20 protein-coding genes are annotated in these 19,734 nt (G+C 32.8%); 11 read left to right on the forward strand and 9 right to left on the reverse strand.

What is annotated here, in order from left to right; genetic code table 11:
- Positions 1 to 51 precede the first annotated feature (51 nt).
- The 4 genes from secA to FS85_RS0111270 all read right to left on the reverse strand — a co-directional run bounded on the left by secA (position 52) and on the right by FS85_RS0111270 (position 4,872).
- Positions 52 to 3,408, reverse strand: coding sequence for a preprotein translocase subunit SecA (gene secA / locus FS85_RS0111255; RefSeq protein ID WP_010136400.1), 3,357 nt, complete (start codon positions 3,406 to 3,408; stop codon positions 52 to 54).
- 82 nt (positions 3,409 to 3,490) lie between these two features.
- Entirely contained in the window at positions 3,491 to 3,712 is a 222-nt protein-coding gene (locus tag FS85_RS0111260; RefSeq protein WP_010136401.1) for a DUF2795 domain-containing protein, read from the reverse strand.
- Positions 3,713 to 3,789: 77 nt separating this feature from the next.
- Complete coding sequence (locus FS85_RS0111265) at positions 3,790 to 4,365, reverse strand: cob(I)yrinic acid a,c-diamide adenosyltransferase (protein WP_010136403.1); 576 nt, start codon at positions 4,363 to 4,365, stop codon at positions 3,790 to 3,792.
- A gap of 3 nt (positions 4,366 to 4,368) precedes the next feature.
- Positions 4,369 to 4,872, reverse strand: a complete 504-nt coding sequence (locus FS85_RS0111270; protein WP_029489438.1) for a hypothetical protein — start codon at positions 4,870 to 4,872, stop codon at positions 4,369 to 4,371.
- Positions 4,873 to 4,965: 93 nt separating this feature from the next.
- On the opposite strand from FS85_RS0111270, the gene FS85_RS0111275 reads away from it, so the two are divergent.
- Complete coding sequence (locus FS85_RS0111275) at positions 4,966 to 5,262, forward strand: FtsB family cell division protein (RefSeq protein ID WP_010136405.1); 297 nt, start codon at positions 4,966 to 4,968, stop codon at positions 5,260 to 5,262.
- Between the two features lie 11 nt (positions 5,263 to 5,273).
- Here FS85_RS0111275 and FS85_RS0111280 read toward each other — a convergent pair whose 3' ends face one another.
- Together FS85_RS0111280 and FS85_RS0111285 are read right to left on the reverse strand one after the other, a co-directional pair.
- Positions 5,274 to 5,660, reverse strand: a complete 387-nt coding sequence (locus FS85_RS0111280) for a VOC family protein (RefSeq protein ID WP_010136406.1) — start codon at positions 5,658 to 5,660, stop codon at positions 5,274 to 5,276.
- Positions 5,661 to 5,688: 28 nt separating this feature from the next.
- Positions 5,689 to 6,852 carry a THUMP domain-containing class I SAM-dependent RNA methyltransferase gene (locus tag FS85_RS0111285; RefSeq protein WP_010136407.1) on the reverse strand — a complete coding sequence of 388 codons (1,164 nt, stop codon included), beginning with the start codon at positions 6,850 to 6,852 and terminating at the stop codon, positions 5,689 to 5,691.
- Between the two features lie 103 nt (positions 6,853 to 6,955).
- Between FS85_RS0111285 and FS85_RS0111290 the strand changes: the two genes are divergently transcribed.
- From FS85_RS0111290 to FS85_RS0111325, 9 genes are all read left to right on the forward strand, one after another.
- Entirely contained in the window at positions 6,956 to 7,687 is a 732-nt protein-coding gene (locus FS85_RS0111290; protein ID WP_010136408.1) for a class I SAM-dependent methyltransferase, read from the forward strand.
- Complete coding sequence (locus tag FS85_RS0111295; RefSeq protein WP_010136409.1) at positions 7,684 to 8,388, forward strand: ZIP family metal transporter; 705 nt, start codon at positions 7,684 to 7,686, stop codon at positions 8,386 to 8,388. The genes FS85_RS0111290 and FS85_RS0111295 overlap by 4 nt, the downstream gene beginning before the upstream one ends.
- Positions 8,389 to 8,405: 17 nt before the next feature.
- Positions 8,406 to 9,716, forward strand: coding sequence for an alginate export family protein (locus FS85_RS0111300; protein WP_010136410.1), 1,311 nt, complete (start codon positions 8,406 to 8,408; stop codon positions 9,714 to 9,716).
- Positions 9,717 to 9,805: 89 nt separating this feature from the next.
- Positions 9,806 to 10,459: a molybdate ABC transporter substrate-binding protein gene (gene modA / locus FS85_RS0111305; protein WP_237706962.1), complete on the forward strand. Its 654-nt coding sequence runs from the start codon at positions 9,806 to 9,808 to the stop codon at positions 10,457 to 10,459.
- Positions 10,460 to 10,525: 66 nt separating this feature from the next.
- Positions 10,526 to 10,753, forward strand: a complete 228-nt coding sequence (locus FS85_RS17030; RefSeq protein WP_010136412.1) for a DEAD/DEAH box helicase — start codon at positions 10,526 to 10,528, stop codon at positions 10,751 to 10,753.
- 8 nt (positions 10,754 to 10,761) lie between these two features.
- Positions 10,762 to 11,760, forward strand: coding sequence for a DEAD/DEAH box helicase (locus tag FS85_RS15960; protein ID WP_010136413.1), 999 nt, complete (start codon positions 10,762 to 10,764; stop codon positions 11,758 to 11,760).
- Positions 11,761 to 11,771: 11 nt separating this feature from the next.
- Positions 11,772 to 12,827 carry an endonuclease/exonuclease/phosphatase family protein gene (locus FS85_RS0111315; protein ID WP_010136415.1) on the forward strand — a complete coding sequence of 352 codons (1,056 nt, stop codon included), beginning with the start codon at positions 11,772 to 11,774 and terminating at the stop codon, positions 12,825 to 12,827.
- A 145-nt stretch (positions 12,828 to 12,972) separates the two neighbouring features.
- On the forward strand, positions 12,973 to 14,151 hold the full coding sequence (locus FS85_RS0111320; protein ID WP_010136416.1) for a carboxypeptidase-like regulatory domain-containing protein: 1,179 nt from the start codon (positions 12,973 to 12,975) through the stop codon (positions 14,149 to 14,151).
- A gap of 46 nt (positions 14,152 to 14,197) precedes the next feature.
- Positions 14,198 to 15,358 (forward strand): carboxypeptidase-like regulatory domain-containing protein, encoded by a 1,161-nt coding sequence (locus FS85_RS0111325; RefSeq protein ID WP_010136417.1) that lies wholly within the window; start codon positions 14,198 to 14,200, stop codon positions 15,356 to 15,358.
- Between the two features lie 52 nt (positions 15,359 to 15,410).
- On the opposite strand, the gene FS85_RS0111330 is transcribed toward FS85_RS0111325, so the two are convergent.
- The gene (locus FS85_RS0111330; protein ID WP_010136418.1) at positions 15,411 to 15,764 is read right to left on the reverse strand and encodes a hypothetical protein; all 354 of its coding nucleotides are present in this window, start codon (positions 15,762 to 15,764) and stop codon (positions 15,411 to 15,413) included.
- Between the two features lie 205 nt (positions 15,765 to 15,969).
- On the opposite strand from FS85_RS0111330, the gene FS85_RS0111335 reads away from it, so the two are divergent.
- Complete coding sequence (locus tag FS85_RS0111335) at positions 15,970 to 16,380, forward strand: DoxX family protein (protein ID WP_010136419.1); 411 nt, start codon at positions 15,970 to 15,972, stop codon at positions 16,378 to 16,380.
- Positions 16,381 to 16,434: 54 nt separating this feature from the next.
- Here FS85_RS0111335 and FS85_RS0111340 read toward each other — a convergent pair whose 3' ends face one another.
- The gene (locus FS85_RS0111340) at positions 16,435 to 16,794 is read right to left on the reverse strand and encodes a hypothetical protein (RefSeq protein ID WP_010136420.1); all 360 of its coding nucleotides are present in this window, start codon (positions 16,792 to 16,794) and stop codon (positions 16,435 to 16,437) included.
- A 542-nt stretch (positions 16,795 to 17,336) separates the two neighbouring features.
- Positions 17,337 to 19,709: an outer membrane beta-barrel family protein gene (locus FS85_RS0111345; protein ID WP_033194716.1), complete on the reverse strand. Its 2,373-nt coding sequence runs from the start codon at positions 19,707 to 19,709 to the stop codon at positions 17,337 to 17,339.
- Between the last annotated feature and the right edge of the window lie 25 nt (positions 19,710 to 19,734).

Genomic DNA, 19,734 nt, shown 5'->3' on the forward strand with positions numbered 1-19,734 from the left:
CTAGACAAACGACTAGACTCCTTTTTTGTTATTGTTGTTTAGTGTATATACTTAAGCTAAGCCTCTTAGTACCCACTCCCCTTTTTCTAATAATGGAATGGCTTGTTTAAATTTAACTTCTTTTTGCTCTCCTGATTGAATATTTTGGATAATAACACGATCGTTTCTTCCAATTTTTGGCTGTTCTCTTACCACAGTCTCTTGCTGTACTGGTGGTTGCTGTTGAGAATTTTCTACAGCTTGACGGTTGGCTGATTGAGACGTATTTAGTACTTCTTCTTTACTAACTTCTACATTTTGACGTTGTTGTTGTCTTGCTTCAGAAATTTCGGTAGCGTTTTCTGATGGCAACTCTCCTTTAAACAAGAAAGATAGTACTTCTTTGTTTACTTTTTCTAACATTTTTTTAAACAATTCATAAGCTTCAAACTTATAAATCAGTAATGGATCTTTTTGTTCGTAAGAAGCATTTTGCACCGACTGTTTCAAGTCGTCCATTTTTCTTAAATGATCCTTCCACTCATCGTCTATAATAGCTAAAGTGATATTTTTTTCAAAATCTGAAATTAAATCAGCTCCTAGAGAATCGTATGCTTTTTTAAGATCGGTTACTACACGTAGTGTTTTTACACCATCAGTAAATGGCACAACAATGCGTTCGTATTTGTCTCCTTCGTTTTCATAAACATTTTTGATTACAGGAAATGCGGTTGCAGCATTGCGTTCCATTTTCTCTTGATAATGTTTCATTACAATGTCGTACAACTTGTCTGACAAATCTTGAGGTACAGTATTTAAGAATTCTTCTTCTGTAAACGGAGAACTCATAGAAGTGTTGACAATCAACTCAAACTCAAAGTTTTTATAATCATTGGTCAATTTGTTATTGTCTACAATTGTAGCGCATGCATCATAGATCATGTTGGCAATATCTACTTGCAAACGTTTACCATCCAATGCGTGTCTTCTACGTTTGTAGACCACCTCTCTTTGTGCATTCATAATATCGTCGTATTCTAACAAACGCTTACGAATACCAAAGTTATTTTCTTCTACTTTTTTTTGTGCTCTTTCGATAGACTTGGTAATCATAGAGTGTTGAATTACTTCTCCTTCTTCCAGTCCCATTCTATCCATCATTTTGGCAATTCTGTCCGATCCAAACAAACGCATTAAGTTGTCTTCTAGAGAAACATAAAACTGTGAAGATCCAACATCTCCTTGACGTCCTGCACGTCCTCGCAACTGTCTGTCTACACGTCTAGAATCGTGTCTTTCTGTACCTATAATAGCCAAACCACCAGCAGCTTTTACTTCGTCAGATAATTTAATATCGGTACCACGACCTGCCATGTTGGTAGCAATAGTAACAATACCTGCCTTACCAGCTTCTGCAACAACTTCTGCCTCTTTTTTATGCAACTTTGCGTTTAATACGTTGTGTTTTATTTTACGAATAGACAACATTCTTCCTAACAATTCCGAAATCTCTACCGATGTTGTACCTACTAAAACAGGTCTTCCTGCTTCTACCAATTTTACGATATCTTCTATCACCGCATTGTATTTTTCACGCTGTGTTTTATAGACCATATCTTCTTTGTCTTGTCTAGCAATCGGTTTGTTGGTTGGAATTTCAACAACATCCAATTTATAAATTTGCCAAAATTCTCCCGCTTCTGTAATCGCAGTACCTGTCATCCCAGAAAGCTTGCGATACATTCTAAAGTAGTTTTGTAGCGTAATGGTGGCATAGGTTTGTGAAGCTGCTTCGATTTTAACATTTTCTTTGGCTTCTATGGCTTGGTGCAATCCATCAGAATAACGACGACCGTCCATAATACGACCTGTTTGTTCGTCTACAATTTTTACCTTGTTGTCCATTACAACATATTCCACGTCTTTTTCAAACAATGTATATGCTTTTAACAACTGGTTTAAAGTGTGTATACGTTCGCTTTTTACGCTAAAATCTCTGTATAAATCTTCTTTTTGGTTGATTTTTTCATCATCTGAAAGATCAGAGGCTTCTATATCTCCAATTTTTACCCCAATATCAGGTAGTACAAAAAAGTCTTCTCCTTCGTCGCCAGAAATGGCAGCAATTCCTTTTTCTGTTAGTTCAATAGAATTGTTTTTTTCTTCAATTACAAAATACAACTCCTTGTCTACTTTAGGCATTTCTTTGTTGTTGTCTGCCATGTAATGGTTTTCTGTTTTTTGCAACAACTGTCTAATTCCTTCCTGAGATAAAAATTTAATTAAAGCTTTGTTTTTTGGCAAACCTCTGTGTACTCGTAACAATTGAAAAGCACCTTCTTTGGTATCTCCTTCTTTAATTAATTTCTTTGCGTTGGCTAGTACGCTTACCAGATATTGACTTTGCATTTTTACAATGTCTGCAACTTTTGGCTTTAATTCGTTAAATTCATGTCTGTCTCCATCTTGAACTTGTCCAGAAATAATCAATGGTGTACGAGCATCGTCAATCAACACAGAATCTACTTCATCAACAATGGCGTAGTTAGGTCTACGCTGTACCAAATCTTCTTGAGTGCTGGCCATGTTATCACGCAAATAATCAAAACCAAACTCATTGTTGGTACCGTAAGTAATATCGGCATTGTATGCTTTTCTTCGAGCAGCTGAGTTAGATGGATGTTTGTCAATACAATCAATTGTTAGACCATGAAATTGGAATATAGGAGCCATCCAAGCACTATCACGTTTTGCCAAATAGTCGTTTACAGTAACTACATGTACCCCTTTTCCTGTTAGGGCATTTAAATATATAGGTAAAGTAGCAACCAGAGTTTTTCCTTCTCCTGTCATCATTTCTGCAATTTTACCTTGATGCAATACAGAACCTCCTATTAGCTGTACGTCGTAGTGAATCATGTTCCAGGTTACTTCTGTTCCTGCTGCGTTCCAAGAGTTGTACCAAACAGCTTTGTCTTCACCTTTTAAGTCTACATAATCTGCATCTGCAGAAAGCTCTCTGTCTAAAGTTGTTGCTGTAACTTCTATTTCTGTGTGTTCTGTAAACCTTCTTGCGGTTTCTTTAATAACCGCAAAGGCCTCTGCCTGAATACCGTTTAATACTTTTTCCGAAGCTTCGTAAGCTTGATCTTTTAAGTTATCTATTTGATTGTAAATAGCTTCTTTTTCGTCTATAGATGCAGTTTTTGCTTTTTCTTCTAACGATTCTATTTCTGTTTCAAAAGAAGATGTTGCTTCTTGAATAGCTTTCTGAAAACTAATTGTCTTAGCTCTTAATTCATCAATGTTTAATTTTTGCAAAGCCTCTTCATAAGACCTTACTTCGGCCACAATTGGCTGTAAGCTTTTTAAATCTTTTTGCTGTTTGTCTCCAACAAAGATTTTAATTACTGAGTCTAATACCCCCATTATTTTAAATATTTATGTCTTAAAATTAAACAAAAAAAAGCCTCTCTCGAGACTTTGTTTTATTTCTAATTATTCTATAATTCTAATATTCTTCCTCATTCCAAAGATAATCTTCCTCGGTAGGATAGTCTGGCCAAATTTCAACAATATCATCATAAATTTCCCCCTCATCTTCTAAACTTTGTAGGTTTTCTACCACTTCTAATGGAGCTCCAGTTCTGATGGCAAAATCAATCAATTCATCCTTTGTTGCTGGCCAAGGTGCATCTGCTAAATAGTTAGCTAATTCTAAAGTCCAATACATTTCTATACTAATTTATAATTACTGCAAAAATAATTTTTTAATTAAAAAAGTCAAGTTTTTTTTTGCTTTTAAAGAACTTAATTTTCAGACTCTGGAATCCATTTAATTTCCTGAACCTGTAACTCTTTAGACAACATCCGTGCCAACACAAATAAATAGTCCGACAAACGATTTAAGAAAGCAATTATGTCAATATTACCCTCTTCATTTTCTTGTAATAGTACACAAATACGCTCGGCTCTACGGCTAATAGTTCTAGCCACGTGACAATGTGACACGGTTGGGTGTCCTCCTGGCAAAATAAAATGTGTCATAGGGGTTAATTGTGGATCTAGAAAATCTATTTCTTTTTCTAACACCTGAACATCGGCCTTAGTTATTGCTGCTATTTTTAGTCTATTTGTTCCGTTTTTTTTAACTCTGCTTTCTTCTGGTGTTGCTAAAAAAGCCCCTAGCACAAAAAGTTTGTGCTGTATAGCTAATAAAAATTCCCGATGGTGTTGGGATACAATACTATCTCTTAGCAATCCTATGTAAGAGTTTAGTTCATCAACGGTTCCGTAAGCATCAATCCGACAGTTTGCCTTGGATACTCGTTGTCCTCCAAATAAAGAAGTAGTTCCAGAATCTCCTGTTTTGGTGTATATTTTCATGTTTTAAAAACGTATTATAAAGTTTTGTTTTTTTTGCTCTGTTCTAAAAAAAATCAGACCTAGCTTGTGTAAATCTACCGTTACGGTAAGGTCTTTATTTTGTTTTAGTGTTTCCCAAATTTTTCTTTTATCAGGCTGATGGATGTGCTCTATTAAAACAATAGTCTTGGGATGTGCGTATTGTTTTAGTACGGTAAGAACATCCGTTGATGGAATATTGGCACTTACGTAAAGTAAAAAGTATTTCTCAGGATGTGGTGAAGTGTCCAATACTATTTCTTTTGATATGTATATAGGGTTTCCAATAATTTTTCCGTTGCTAATTGAAAAATACGCAAACAATCTTTGTATTAGTAAATGGTATTTTTGTTTTTTAAACATGGTTTTTAAAGGCAAAACCATTGTTTTTCGTAGATAAATACATTCAGTTAATAAGCCATATATAAAGGGTGAATGAACTCCGTGAGCGTTGGTAGATTTGAATAGATATGCTAAATAACTTCCCATGTATTTCTGTTAGTACTTGTGCAAAAGTAACAGAATTTAAAGTTACACACTCCAATTTATAATTTTATCTTTGCCTTGCAATTCGCAAAGATTATGAGTTTAAAATTTATCAAAAACAAAAAAACTTGGGGACGTTTGGTAATCGCATTTTTTGTGATTTGGATGTTGTTTTTTGATGCCAACTCGTACATCTATCAACAAGAATACAATAGTGAGATTAATAAACTGGAACAAACTATTGAGTTTTACGAAACAGAAATTCAGAAAAACAAACAAACGCTTCATGATTTTTCTATTCAAAAAAACTTAAACAATTATGCCAGAGAAAAATATCATTACAAAAAAGAAGACGAACAGTTGTATTTGATTGAGTACGACACGTTAGACTAACCCCTATAATTTTATCTCACATCGTTGTTTACCTCTATCCAGTAACCATCGGGATCTTGAAAGTAGAATTGTAAAATTCCGTCCTTTCTAATATAGTTTTTGCTAGGTGTGTTTTTCCAGTCCGAATATGGAATCTTTAATTGTTCTAAATGGTTTACAAAAGAAGGCACATTGGCTGTAGACAAGGCCAAATGTACTGCTTTGTTAACCTTTATTTCTTCTTCGGGTCTTGGAATTAAGTGCAACTGTCTTCCATCATCAAACACTAACCATCTTGTTTTAGAGGTAGATGCTGTGTTTTTTATTTCTTTTAAAGAAAAAACGCTTTGATAAAAATTAATAGAAATGTCTACGTCTTTTACAGATATTGCCACATGGTTTATGGAAAAATTAGGCATGGTGTTTTTTTTAAAGATGATTGAAATTTTATTGTTTTTTCGCTTTTTTACTTCCTTCGTAAATCTCGTACTTTACAAACTTACAATCCAAATCTCCGTTTTTAATGGCAATTCTTCGGCTAGTTCTTAATCCTACATGTTTTAGTGCTTCAATATCCGAAGTAATAAACCAGGCTTCTGTGTTTGGATATTGATGCTTTAAGGTGTCTCCAATATTTTTATAAAAACCTTGAATATCGTCTAGTTTTAAACGCTCTCCATAAGGAGGGTTAAACAGCACTGTAGTTGGTCCGTGCACCTCTTTAGTTGAGTTGAAAAAGTTAACGTGGTGTACTTTTACAAAGTCGTCTAAATTAGCATTAGCAATGTTGTCATTAGCTTTCCTAACAGCCGATGGAGCTTTGTCGAATCCCATCAACTTAAACTTAGGTTCTCTTATTTTTTTTATCAGAGAATCGTGAATAGTATAAAACAAATCTTGATTATAATCTTTCCATTTTTCAAAAGCAAATTCTTTTCTATTGATATTGGCAGGTACATTGCAAGCAATCATGGCAGCCTCAATTAAAATAGTAGCAGAACCGCACATAGGATCTATAAAATTCTGATCGCCATTGTATCCCGAAAGCTTTACCAAACCAGCAGCCAACACTTCGTTAATTGGAGCTAAGTTGGTATCTAAACGATATCCCCTTTTGTGCAAAGAGTCTCCAGAACTATCTAAAGAAATAGAACACACCCCATTTCTGTCGGTATGCATATTTACTTTTAAATCTGGATGTTTTAGGTCTACACTAGGTCTTTTTCCAAACTTCTTATTAAAATAATCAGCAATACCATCTTTAGTTTTTAGGGCTAAATAATGGGTGTTACTTGTCAATCCACTAAACTGACTAGTGCCTTTGGTGGCAAAAGTTCCGTTTGCATCTAAATACTTTTCCCATCTTATTTTTAAAAGATTTTTATACAAATCCTCTTCGTTTCTAATTTTAAACTTTACAATAGGTTTTAAAATTCTAATAGCTGTTCTTAAATACAAATTGGCTTTGTACATAAAACCTTCATCTCCTACAAAAGCAACCATACGTACTCCAGGTTTTACATCTTGTGCACCTAATTGTTTTAGTTCTTCTGCCAATACTTCTTCTAGACCTTGTAATGTAACGGCTACCATTTTAAAATTATCCTGCATCGTGTTCAAAATTTTAGAATTACAAAAATACCTTTTTTGTAATGTCTTTTGATTAAAACTACTAAAGAATAAATTAATAAATTTGCCTTTCAAAATTTTTTACATGGAAGAATTCAAAACTTGGTTTAGCGAATGGTTTAATACCCATTATTATCATATTTTATATAAAAACAGAAATCAACAAGAAGCCAGGGATTTTATAGAAAACTTAGTTGCTTTTTTAAAAATCCCCAAATCTAAAACTTTGTTAGATTTGGCTTGTGGAAAAGGAAGACATTCTATTTTTTTAAATTCACTGGGTTACAAAGTAATTGGAGCAGATTTATCTAAAAACAGTATTGAATATGCAAACCAATTTGCAAACAAAGATTTGAGTTTTGTTGTGCAAGACATGAGAGAACCTTTTCTGTTTTCTGTAGATGCTGTGTTTAATATGTTTACAAGTTTTGGTTATTTTGATGATGATGCAGAAGATATAAAAGTACTACAAAATATTGCCAATTCCCTACCCGATGATGGAATTGCTGTAATAGATTATATGAATGTTAATAAAGTGATAGAAAACTTAGTTTCTAATGAAGTGGTAACCAGAGACGAATTACAGTTTCACATCCGAAGAAAAGTAAAACAAGGCTTTATTATAAAAGAAATTGATTTAACGGATCAAGGAGAAGAGTACCATTTTATGGAGCGTGTAAAAGCAATAAATCTAGAAAAGTTTACAAAGTATTGCCAGCAAGCCAACCTAACCATACAACACACTTTTGGAAATTATCAGTTAGATCCATTTAATTTACAAACCTCGGACCGTTTGATTCTTATTTTAAGCAAATGATTTACTTGTTTTTAGTTACCTCTGTATTGGCGGGTGTTCTTTTGGTTTTAATTGTAAAACCTAAAAAAAGATACATTCAGTTAATGTTGTCATTTAGCGGAGCCTATTTGCTTTCTATGACTATAAGTCATCTTTTACCGGAGGCATTTGGCATGTTGCATGCTGCACATACACACAGCCACCAAGAAGTAGACACCAAATTGATTGGTATTTTTATTCTTTTGGGAATTTTGATACAGTTGGTTTTGGAGTCTTTTTCTAAGGGGGCCGAGCATGGTCATGTGCACATTCACGATAAAAAAAAACAATTTCCATGGATGTTGTTTTGTAGTTTGTCTTTGCATGCTTTTTCCGAAGGGATTCCGCTAGGATACGACCATAATGCTTTTTTTTTATGGGCCATTGTAATTCATAAAATTCCCGTTGGAATTGTATTGACTTCCTTTTTTCTAAAACATAAATACGAAATAAAAAAAGTAATCTTTTTTATGACTGCTTTTGCCATGATGAGTCCTTTAGGGAGCTTTTTGGCTTCTAAAATTCATTTTTTTCAAGATTATCAAAACTATATTACGGCCATTATTATCGGAATCTTTCTACACATATCTACTGTTATTTTGTTTGAAAGTTCGGAAAACCATAAATTTAGTTTCTCAAAATTCTTTGCCATTCTAATTGGGATGGCCGTAGCACTACTGTAAAAAACTACTTTAAAATTATGCAAAAAAACAAACTGTTTTATGTATCAATAGCATTATTTTTTTACGCTATAAATCACACACATGCACAAAAATTAAGTTCTTTCTTGCAAGAGAACTCCAATTTTAAAATGGATTTGGAATACAGGCCAAGAACAGAGTATAGACGTGGTTATAGAACACTTCCTAACAATTCTGACGACGGTGCATTCTTTACATCACATAGAGCAAGAATTAATGTAGATTTTAATTTAAATAATCGTTTTCTATTTCATACAACTTTACAAGATATTAGAGTTTGGGGAGATACAGACACTAGAGAATCAGAAGGAAAAGCTCAGTTTTTTGAATTTTATGTGCAACCCAAAATAACAAATCATTTATCGGTACGTGTGGGTAGGCAGCGTATTATTTTTGACAACCAACGCCTATTTGCCGAAAACAATTGGAGACAAGCAGGAGGACAACATGATGCCGTACGTTTTTTGTATAACAACAATAAACTTGTGTCGGATGTTGTTTTAGCATACAACCAAGACAACGCTTCTGAATTTGGAACCACTTATGATGTAGACTGGGATTTTTACAGAGGAATGATTGCTCATCATCTAAAATACCAACTTTCTGAAGACACAGAATTGTTAACGTTAAATTTTGCTGATGAATATACAGATCCATCAACCAATAATAAAAAAGGGTACTGGAAAATGACCAATGGTGGTCGGCTAACATACAACGTAGGGGCTATTGGTTTAACATTTTCAGGATATTACCAATGGGGTAAAATTGAAAACGGAAAAGATCATAGCGCTTATTATTTAGAACCCGAAGTACAATGGTACGCAAATCCAAAGTATAAGGTAAGAATTGGAACACAGGTTTTTAGTGGTGATGGCAATGCAAATGATGAAAAGTCTACTGCTTTTTTATCACAATATGGAGCGTTTCATAGGCATAATGGAGGATTGGATTATACACAAAAAACAGTTAGAACTTATGAGCACGAGGGAATTTTAAACCCTTACTTGTTTCAATATTTTTCTTTTAATGATAAGTTTAGTTTACAATGGCAAAGTCATTTGTTAGGGAGTACTTCTTCTCTTGCAGTAGACCAAAAAAAGTACAATCGAATTTATGCATGGGAAAACGATTTTCGTTTTTTTTATCAACCAAACGATTATACAAAAATAGAACTATCGTATCTGTTTTTAGTGCCAGATAAAGGAATGGCAGCTATTCCAACAGGGGTGAATGGCAATACAGATCAATTGGCTCAATTTGCCTATGCCAGCATTCGTTGGACTCCAGAAATTTTAAACTTTAGTCATTGAAAATAGGTTTCTTACATAACAGTCATTGGGTTTTCGTATTCATATTAATAAGTACAGCTTGCACTCCTAAAAAAGACAAAACATTGTTGGTGGCAACAGCAGCTAATATGCAATTCGTGATGCAAGAACTTTGTAATTCTTTTTCAGAAAACACAGGAATTACTTGTGAACTGATTCATAGCTCTTCAGGAAAATTAACCGCTCAAATTTTAGCAGGAGCTCCTTATGATATTTTTGCCTCAGCAGATCTTAAGTATCCAACTGAATTATATCAAAAAGGAAAAACAGACCAAGCACCGTTAATTTATGCCAAAGGGAAATTAGTTTTATGGACCGTAGTAGAGAGTATAAAACCCAATCTACATACATTGTCCAAGTCAGAAACAAAACGCATTGCCATGGCAAATCCTAAAACAGCACCATATGGAAGAGCAGCCAAAGAAGTGTTAGAAAAAAAGAAAATTCCATTAGAAGAAAAATTAGTTTATGGAGAAAGTATTTCTCAGGTAAATCAATTTGTACTATCAAAAGCTGTAGAAGTAGGTTTTACTGCAAAATCTGTGGTACTATTTAAGCAGCAAGGAGAATGGACAGAGGTGCCTTTAACACTTTATAATCCAATTAAACAAGGAGTTGTAAGTATTAAAAACGGTAAAAATTCTACACAGAACGCAAGGTTGTTTCTAGCTTTTTTGTTCTCTGAAGAAGGAAAAAAAATACTACAAAAATACGATTGTTTGTAAGCTTCAACTTTTATCAGCACATATACCTCTTAGTTTCTGTATCTTTGTAAAAGATTATAACTAAAAATGACGTTTAAAGAACTACACCTAAGCCCTAAAATTTTAAAGGCTGTTGCAGAACAAAACTACAACACTCCCACTCCTATTCAACAAAAAATTATACCATATGTGTTGGATGGTATAGATGTAATAGGTTGTGCCCAAACAGGAACGGGAAAAACTGCAGCCTTTGCACTACCTATTTTAGAACGTTTGTTGCCGCAACAAGATGCCGAAAAAAAAGGAAAAAAATAAAAGCTTTGGTGATTAGTCCTACTAGAGAGCTGACTCAGCAAATTGAAGAGAACTTTAAGAGTTACAGTATTTACACCAATCTTAGGTCACTTGCTATTTATGGAGGTACTTCTATGGCACCACAAATTGAACAGCTAAACAAAGGAATTGATGTTTTAATTGCAACCCCAGGTAGACTGCTAGATTTACACAAAAGAGATGTGGTAAACTTAGATTATGTTCAGGTATTGGTATTAGACGAAGCCGATATGATGCTAGATATGGGGTTTATTGATGATGTAAAAAAAATAGAAAGACTGTGTCCCGATCAAAAACAAACCTTACTCTTTTCTGCTACCATGCCTCCTAAAATTGAAGCTTTGGCAGATGAGTTGTTAACCGAACCCGCAAAAGTATCTGTTGCAGCAATATCATCAGCAGCAAAAACAGTAAGTCAAGAACTGTATCGTGTACCAAAACCTAAAAAAATAGAGTTGTGTTTGCATTTGCTTAGGAATAATTTGCATGGAAATATGATTATTTTTAGAAGAACCAAGTTTGGTGTTGAAAAATTGGAACAAACACTTCTTAAAAATAATTATAAAGTTGATAGTATTCATGGAGATAAAACACAATCAGCTAGAACAAAAGCTCTTAACAAATTTAAAAACAACGAAATCAACATATTGATAGCTACAGATGTTGCTGCTAGAGGGATTGATATTCCAGATCTAGACATTGTTATTAATTTTGACATTCCTAATATTCCTGAAAGTTATGTACACCGAATTGGAAGAACGGGAAGAGCTGGAAAAGAGGGACGTGCTTTGTCTTTCTGTTCTGCCGATGAAAAAGCGTATATCTTGACAATTCAAAAATTAATAGGAAAAACCATCGCTGTAGAAGAAAATCACCCTTATCCTTTAGACCCAAAAGCAAAACCCGAAGTTCATAAAAAACAAGGGAGTAAGTACAGAAAAGGAAGAAAGTCAGAAGCTTCTAAAAAAAAGAAAAAACGTTGGTACTAAATAATTAAACTATGCAATTGTTTCTTTTGTGTGCAACACTATTGTTTTTAATTTTCACAGGATTACCACTTGTAAAAAGCACACATTGGTTTTTTAGAATTGCTGATTTTGCTAGTGTGCATTTGTATATTTTATTTTGGAGTTTGGTTCCGTTTGAGCTGTATCAAATCAACAAATCCTTTAATACCGTAAACATATTTACAAGTGTTGGTTTGCTTTTGGGTTTATGCTATTTGTCTGTAAAATTGTGGCCTTATTTTCCTTTTCAAAAAAAGAAGGTATTAAATGTGCATCAAAAAAAAATAAAATTGATTTCCGCTAATGTATATCAATACAATACAGAATATCAATTATTGATTGATTTATTACAAAAAGAACAACCAGATATTTTTATAACTATAGAAACTAACAAAGACTGGGAAAAAGCACTTACTGTTTTTGATGAATCTTATCCCTATCACCGCAAAGTTTCACAAGAAAATACGTATGGAATGCATTTCTATTCCAAAATTCCTTTTGATGACTTACAAGTTCATTATTTCGTAGCTGATGACATACCGTCTATGGAAGCACATTTTACACTAGAAGAAAAAAATCTTATACTGTACGCTGTTCACCCTCCTCCTGCTTCACCTACAGAAGAATCTAACTCTAAGGAGCAAGAAGGAGAATTAATGTCTATTGCTAAAAAAAGTGTTCATCAAAAAGAAAGCAAACTAGTTGTAGGAGATTTTAACAGTGTTTCTTGGGCTAGAAGCACACGTTTATTTGCTAAACTTTCACAGTTAAAAGATGCTCGCAAAGGATTAGGTTTTATTTCTACTTTTCCGGCAAAATATTCGATTTTAAAAATTCCTATCGATTTGGCCTTTCATACACCAGACATTCAAATTTGTCAGCTTAAGACATTATCAAAAATAGGTTCTGATCATTTGCCTTTGTTTTTAGAGTTTTGTTTTACTAATAAAGACCAATCACTTAAAAAAACACACAACAAAAAAGACCTTAAAGAACAAGAAGAAATGATCCAAAAAGGAAAAGAAACGACCTCCGAAAATAGATCTTAATTTTGGTGTATTTCTAAACACTGTCTAGGTTTTACTGACGTTCTAGTATGTTTGTTGTATAAAATTCAACATTTATTACTAATATTTGCACAAATGAAAGGTAATTTTGTTTTTTATACAATAAAACTAAAAAATTACGAAATTTATGCTTAAACATTACTTCTACAAAATTCTACATTTTAGTATTGGTATTTTTACAATGTTGTGTATTTATACAACGAGTGCACAGCAAAAAACTGTTGTAAAAGGTACCGTTTATGACCAAAACAATGAAACAGTTCCTTTTGTAACAGTAGGAATTGTAAACAAGACCATTGGTACGGCTAGTACAATGGATGGAGAATTTTCTTTAATGATTACCGATAAAGAAATGCAAGATACTTTGTATGTATCAGGCTTAGGATTTGATACCTACAAAATAAAAGTACAAGAATATCTTGCAAAAAAAGATAGAAAAATTGTCTTAAAAGAAAATATTGTAAACTTAGAAACAGTACAGTTGCTACATCCTATTGATTATGTGAAAAATGCATTAGACAAGTTAAAAGAAAATACTCTTAGCAAAACACATGTTAAAGAAATTTTATACCGTAGAGCCGCTACTGAAAACGACAAAGCCAAGTTTTTTGTAGAAAACTACATAAAATTTAGAGATCGTGGACCTGCATATTGGATGGGAACTATACAGGTTACAGAATCTAGAAAATCGGCAGACTACAGGTTCTGGAAACGTACACAATGGAGACACTCTATTCATAATATGTGTGATGTAAACCCATTAAGACCTGGAGATTCATTCCACAAAAGAGATTTAGAAAAGTTTGAGTGGAAAAAAATAGGAAGTTCTTCTTACGAAGGTGAAGATGTTGTAATTCTTGAAGGAAGAAACCCTGACAAAAAATGGGAAAAAATGACTTTGTATGTAGGGATAGATAACTATCAAGTGTTTAAAATTGAAAGAGGAAGTTCTATTTTTATTTACAAAAAACACAAAAGTGGAAAAGTACATTTGAGTTATTTTCAAAATGAATGGAATTTTCCAAAAGATCAAATTCCTGCAAATATGTTAGGAACAGCAGCTGAAACACTACATTATAGAATCGAAGCTTTTGTTTTAAACGTAGAAACTGAAAGAAAGAAAACCAGAATTCGTGAGTACGGAATAGATATAGATATGGGGTCTTTAGAACTACCTTACAACCCAGAGTTCTGGAAAGGTTTAAGTTTGCCTCCAGACACCAAGTTCTACAAGCGTATTAAGTCTGAATTAGAAGGTTTGTATGGGGTTCCTTTAGAAAAACAGTTTGAATTGGTGAACCAATAATTATAGATTATAAAACATTACAACCTTACCTAACAAAAAATTAAAGATGATAAAAAGCAAAATATTATGGATTGTAATTCTTTTAATGAACTTTGTAATCCAAGCTCAAACAAAAAAAACCGTTGTTCAGGGAACAATCTATGACGAAACCAACGAAACTATTCCTTTTGTAACGATAGGAATTGTAAACAAAACCATTGGTACAGCAAGTACTATGGATGGAGAGTTTGCCTTGATGATTACTGATAATGAAATGCAAGATACTTTGTATGTTTCAGGTCTAGGATTTGATACTTATAAAATCAAAATACAAGATTACTTGGCAAAGAAAGATCGAAAAATTGTTTTAAAAGAAAATGTAGTTAATTTAGAAACAGTTGAACTTTTACACCCTATTGATTATGTAGAAAAAGCATTAGACAATCTTAAGAAGAATACATTAAGTAAAACCCATGTTAAGGAGATTCTATACAGAAGAGCAGCAACTGAAGAAGGAAAATCAAAGTTTTTTGTTGAGAATTACATCAAACTAAAAGGAAGAGGACCTGCTTATTGGGTGGGACAGGTTCAAGTAACTGAATCTAGAAAATCTGCAGATTATCGCTTTTGGAAAAGAACACAATGGAGACATGCAGTTTTGGGATTGAACGACACCAATCCATTAACTCCAAACGATTCTGAACATGCAAGAAACTTAAGAAAATTTGCATGGAAAAAAACAGGAAGTTCTTCTTACGAAGGTGAAGATGTTGTTATTTTAGAAGGAAAAAACCCAGACATAGATTGGGAAAAAATTATTCTTTATGTTGGGATTGATAAGTATCAGATTTTTAGAATTGAACGAGGACGAAGCCTTTTTATTTATAAAAAACACAACAACGGAAAAGTGTATTTAAGCTACTACAAAAATCAATGGAGGTTTCCTAAAAGTCACATTCCAAGAAACCTTTGGGGAACAGCTGCAGAAACACTCGAATACAAATCGGAAGCATTTGTCTTAAATGTGATTACTGATAAAAAGAAAATGAAAATTAAACCTTATGGTGTAGATATAGATATGGGATCGTTGGATTTACCTTATCATCCAGAGTTTTGGGCAAATCTAAGTTTGCCACCAGATACTAAATTTTACAAAAGAATCAAATCTGAATTAGAAGGTTTGTATGGTGTGCCTTTAGAAAAACAGTTTGAATTGGTAAATAAATAAACCTATTTCTTATAAAACAAAATGAGATTTCAAATTGAAATCTCATTTTGTTTTACCTTTTATTTTTATTCCTCCAGTAGTTTCTAATAGCTTTGTTTTGCTCTTCAGACAGCAATTCTTTTACTTTTTGATTTCTTTCATTTAATTCAGGTTTTAAAGCTTTCCATAGCTCTTTTTTGTCTTTTATTGTTTTTGATTTTTCTGTTTTTTGCAGTACAAAATTCTTATAAATTTCTGAAACTTTTTCCTTTTGCTCTGTTGTTAGCACCAAAGCCTGGTCGGTAGCAGCTAATTGCTTGTTGGTTTTGGCTATTTCAGTAGCAACTTGATTGTTTACCCACTTTTGAGAAAATGCACTGGTAGATGTTATGAATAAAAAGACGATTGCTAATTTTTTTAATTTCATTTGATTTCTGTTTTTAGGTTACTATGTTTCCAAAAATAGTTTAGAACTTATAGAGGTTTGTGGTGCTACATAAAAGATTCGTGTTTCTGGGTACATTTTTACGATTGAATAAATCAGCGTTTTTTTTTGATGAAAAACAAAGTTGTTAAAGGATAACTAAATTTTAGAATGAGTACATTTGATAACATCATCTAAAATATTTCTAATGAAAAAAATATTATTGAGTAATAAGTCTTGGGGAATACATTTTCCCATTTTGTTACTGCGTGTAACGTTTGGAGCAGCAATGCTTTTTGGACACGGTTTGGGAAAGTGGAAAACCTTAGTTGCAGGAGGTGAAATTAAATTTATGAACTTTTTAGGAATAGGAACTACCGCTTCTTTAGCTTTAGCAGTTTTTGCAGAAGTAATTTGTGCTGCATTATTGGTTTTAGGTTTGCTAACTCGTATGGCATTAATTCCGCTAATCACAACCATGGCTGTAGCTTTGTTTATGATACACCCTAATGATGCTTTTGCAACACAAGAAAAATCGTTGTTGTATTTAGTAGCTTATGTTGTATTATTTATTTACGGGGCAGGAAAATATTCTGTAGACGGTCTATTAAAAAAATAGAAAAATAAAGCAGGAAATTATTCAATAATTTCCTGCTTTATTTTTAAAAAGAGTTTATTTCTTCTGTAAACTTTCATTAAAAGCCTTTTTTTGTGGCTGTGTTAAGAGAGTTCTAATAACTTGGTTTGCCTCTTTAGTTTGTGGAAATGTAGCTTTCCAAAAATCCTTTTTAGTAAACGTTCCCTCCTTCTCCATTTTTAATTTTACTTCCGATTTTTTTACCATCAAATTTTTGTAAATATCTGTAATTTTTTCAGACTGTTCGGCCGATAGTTTAAGGTTTGAATTTGTAGCTACTAGGGTTGTGTTTAATTTTTCAGTCAATTTTTCTGCTTGCTTAACTGCCCATTTTTGAGAAAAAGCAGTCGTTGAAACAATCAAACATACTACAAATACGATTTTTTTTAAGTTCATGACGTGTGTTTTTTAATAAGTTTTCAATCAAATATATATTCTTTTGATATTATCATAATCAACAAGGTCAAAATACGACCATAGCATGTCAATATATCTTCTAAAACTTAGTGAAAATTCAAGTTTTGTAGTGTAAACATTCTTTTTTTAACGAAAGTTTATTTACTAAATCCAGTTGTTTTAAGACGAGTCAGAAACTTTTAATCACATTAAAATAAATAGAAAATAAAAAAGTAATGGCTCTAATTAATATATTCTACCTTGTTTTTTTGCTAACAAACACACTAATAAGGTGTGTTATTTATAAAAATCAAACTATAGTATGATGGTGTTGTAGGTATATATGCGTATTTTTGAAATATCAATAATTTATTTTATTTATCCCACTTTTACGTTTACAGTATCAAAACTGATTAAATTTTAGATCATACAACCCAATTGCTTAATAATTATAAATTCCTACCCAGCTAATTTATTTTGACTAGAAGTCTATAGCATTGTATGAAAAATGATAAAGGTTGCTAAATTAGCAACCTTTATTTTTATCTTCTTTTACCAGAATACGTCATGGCTTCACCTTTTCCAAAACCATAGCTAAAACCAAGCGTAAAAAATCTTCCTCTTTGTCCAAAACTATACTGATACCTACTGCTGTTGTTAACGGTACTTTCTTGAATTCTAGAGGCAAATACATCTCTTACTGCTATGTTTATTACTGCTTTTCCTTTTAAAAGCTTTTTGCGTAAACCCATATCCATAAATGCAAAACCAGAAGTTTGTCCTTGTATCGTTTTGTATTTTGATCTGTAATTTCCTGTCAATTCAATATCTATATCTGATGGAAATCCAATTTTAGAAGTAACACGAGAACTCCAACTATCCCCCGAGAAATCAAAATTTTGAGTATCGTACACTCCTTCTCTACTAAAATAATTCCAATTGAAATCTCCATTAAAAGTCAACCATTTTAACGGACTATACTTTCCATTCACTTCTACCCCAGTAGTATTTTTAGTACCAATGTTAAAAGGACTTGTAGTGGTAACATTACTGTTTTCGTCAAAAAGAAAAATACGCTCCATAACATCTGTGGTATAACGGTTGTAAATACTCGTGTTCATGCTAGCTTTACCTAAATCGTATACTGCTGTTAATTCATACGAATCTGTATATTCGGGCAATAAATTAGGGTTTCCTACACGAATATTAAAGTTGTCACGAATGCTAAAAAACGGATTTAAATCCCACAATCGTGGACGATAGATTCTGCGAGAATAACCTGCTTGCAAAGAAAAGTTAGTACTGATTTTATAAGAAGTATGTACTGTCGGAAAAAAATCGGTATAATTTTGTTGATTGTCCTCATTTGTATTGGTTAGCAATGTTTGTAGGTTAGTATGTTCTAAACGCAACCCCAATTTTACTCCCCACTGATTGGCTTCGTAAGCTCCTGTTCCATAAAAAGCCAATACTTTTTGGTTGTATTCAAAATTGTTTGTTAGATTAGGATCTATTTCAAAACTATTGTTTGTATTGTTATAATCTCTTACCTCATAATTGTTACCTACATCATTAATTACGTATTGACTTCCTGCTTCTAGTGTATATGCATCTGTAATAGGGTTGGTATAATCTAGTTTAAAAGTATAGTCTGCTTGTTGAAAATCGGTATTTGTTTCTTGATCTGTTTGTGTGGTGTTTCCACTGTTTTCAAATTCTGAATCTGTTTCTTTACCAAAAAATCGACCTAAAGCACTTACCAACAACACGTGATCTTTGTTGTTTTTAAACTCTTTTTTGTAATTAAACTCGTACTGCCATTTAGGATTTTCTGCACTGGTTTCTTCTTCTCGCTCCCACTTACTTTCTAAAATATCATTTTGATACAATTGATAATACGTTTTAGATGGTTGATCCTCCCATTCATAAGCAAAATTTCCTGATAAGGTTAGTGTATTGTAATCATCAATATGATAATCGGTTCCTAAAATAAAATTAAAAAACGTTTCGTTTCTGTAGTTGGTTCCGTAGCTTTCTACCTTTTGATTGTTAACTTTATTTAAGTTGCTGTTTTTATTGTCTCTAGGCATTGATCTGTGTCCCCCTCCTAGTTGTGTAAAAAGGTTAAATTTTTCTGTTCTCCTATTCAAACTGACCCCAACACTATGATTGTCTGGTGTTCCTGTATTCAGAGAAACAGATCCGTTAATACCTCTTTTTTCCTCTTTTTTAAGTACAATATTTAGCAATCCTGCTGTTCCTTCTGCATCGTATTTGGCAGAGGGATTGGTAATTACCTCAATACTTTCAATCATATCGGCTGTAATAGTCCCTAAGGCATTGCTACTGTCGTCGGACAAAATAGAAGGTTTTCCATCTACTAAAATTTGTACCCCATTGCTTCCTCTTAAACTCACTTCTCCTTCTATATTTACATTTACTGAAGGTACATTGTTTAACACTTCCAGAGCACTCATTCCTGTACTTGCTATATCTTTTCCTACATTGAATACTTTTTTATCTAATTTGAATTGTGTTTTAGATTTTTCTGCTCTAACCTGAACAGCTTCTAATTGCTGACTGTCTTCTTCTAACCAAATCGTTCCTAGATTGATACGACTTTGAGAACTATTAAAATCTGTAATTGTTTTGGTTTTAAAACCTAAAAAACTGATTTCAACGTAAAAACTAGAAGCTGTAGTTGTAATACTAAAAGCACCTTTATCGTTAGAGGTTGTTCCGTTATGCACCTTTTGCGTTTGGGTATCTTTAATTAAAATGCTTGCATAAGGAATGTCTGATTGCGTAGTTTTATCTTTAATTTGCCCTAACAGAACATGTGCGTTTTTTGTTTGTGCTTGAACAAAAAAAGTAAAAATGAAATATAAAATTGGGATCAAAGTTTTCTGAATCATGTTTTGGGTAAATTTTAATTCTTTG

Origin of the sequence: Ochrovirga pacifica (assembly GCF_000220525.1) — a bacterium.
GTDB lineage: Bacteria > Bacteroidota > Bacteroidia > Flavobacteriales > Flavobacteriaceae > Ochrovirga > Ochrovirga pacifica.

Excerpts from the sequence above, each read along its gene's own strand:
- secA (WP_010136400.1), bottom strand. The coding sequence starts at position 3,408 with ATGGGGGTATTAGACTCAGTAATTAAAATCTTTGTTGGAGACAAACAG.
- FS85_RS0111260 (WP_010136401.1), bottom strand. The coding sequence starts at position 3,712 with ATGTATTGGACTTTAGAATTAGCTAACTATTTAGCAGATGCACCTTGG.
- FS85_RS0111265 (WP_010136403.1), bottom strand. The coding sequence starts at position 4,365 with ATGAAAATATACACCAAAACAGGAGATTCTGGAACTACTTCTTTATTT.
- FS85_RS0111270 (WP_029489438.1), bottom strand. The coding sequence starts at position 4,872 with ATGGGAAGTTATTTAGCATATCTATTCAAATCTACCAACGCTCACGGA.
- FS85_RS0111275 (WP_010136405.1), top strand. The coding sequence starts at position 4,966 with ATGAGTTTAAAATTTATCAAAAACAAAAAAACTTGGGGACGTTTGGTA.
- FS85_RS0111280 (WP_010136406.1), bottom strand. The coding sequence starts at position 5,660 with ATGCCTAATTTTTCCATAAACCATGTGGCAATATCTGTAAAAGACGTA.
- FS85_RS0111285 (WP_010136407.1), bottom strand. The coding sequence starts at position 6,852 with ATGCAGGATAATTTTAAAATGGTAGCCGTTACATTACAAGGTCTAGAA.
- FS85_RS0111290 (WP_010136408.1), top strand. The coding sequence starts at position 6,956 with ATGGAAGAATTCAAAACTTGGTTTAGCGAATGGTTTAATACCCATTAT.
- FS85_RS0111295 (WP_010136409.1), top strand. The coding sequence starts at position 7,684 with ATGATTTACTTGTTTTTAGTTACCTCTGTATTGGCGGGTGTTCTTTTG.
- FS85_RS0111300 (WP_010136410.1), top strand. The coding sequence starts at position 8,406 with ATGCAAAAAAACAAACTGTTTTATGTATCAATAGCATTATTTTTTTAC.
- FS85_RS17030 (WP_010136412.1), top strand. The coding sequence starts at position 10,526 with ATGACGTTTAAAGAACTACACCTAAGCCCTAAAATTTTAAAGGCTGTT.
- FS85_RS0111315 (WP_010136415.1), top strand. The coding sequence starts at position 11,772 with ATGCAATTGTTTCTTTTGTGTGCAACACTATTGTTTTTAATTTTCACA.
- FS85_RS0111320 (WP_010136416.1), top strand. The coding sequence starts at position 12,973 with ATGCTTAAACATTACTTCTACAAAATTCTACATTTTAGTATTGGTATT.
- FS85_RS0111325 (WP_010136417.1), top strand. The coding sequence starts at position 14,198 with ATGATAAAAAGCAAAATATTATGGATTGTAATTCTTTTAATGAACTTT.
- FS85_RS0111330 (WP_010136418.1), bottom strand. The coding sequence starts at position 15,764 with ATGAAATTAAAAAAATTAGCAATCGTCTTTTTATTCATAACATCTACC.
- FS85_RS0111335 (WP_010136419.1), top strand. The coding sequence starts at position 15,970 with ATGAAAAAAATATTATTGAGTAATAAGTCTTGGGGAATACATTTTCCC.
- FS85_RS0111340 (WP_010136420.1), bottom strand. The coding sequence starts at position 16,794 with ATGAACTTAAAAAAAATCGTATTTGTAGTATGTTTGATTGTTTCAACG.
- FS85_RS0111345 (WP_033194716.1), bottom strand. The coding sequence starts at position 19,709 with ATGATTCAGAAAACTTTGATCCCAATTTTATATTTCATTTTTACTTTT.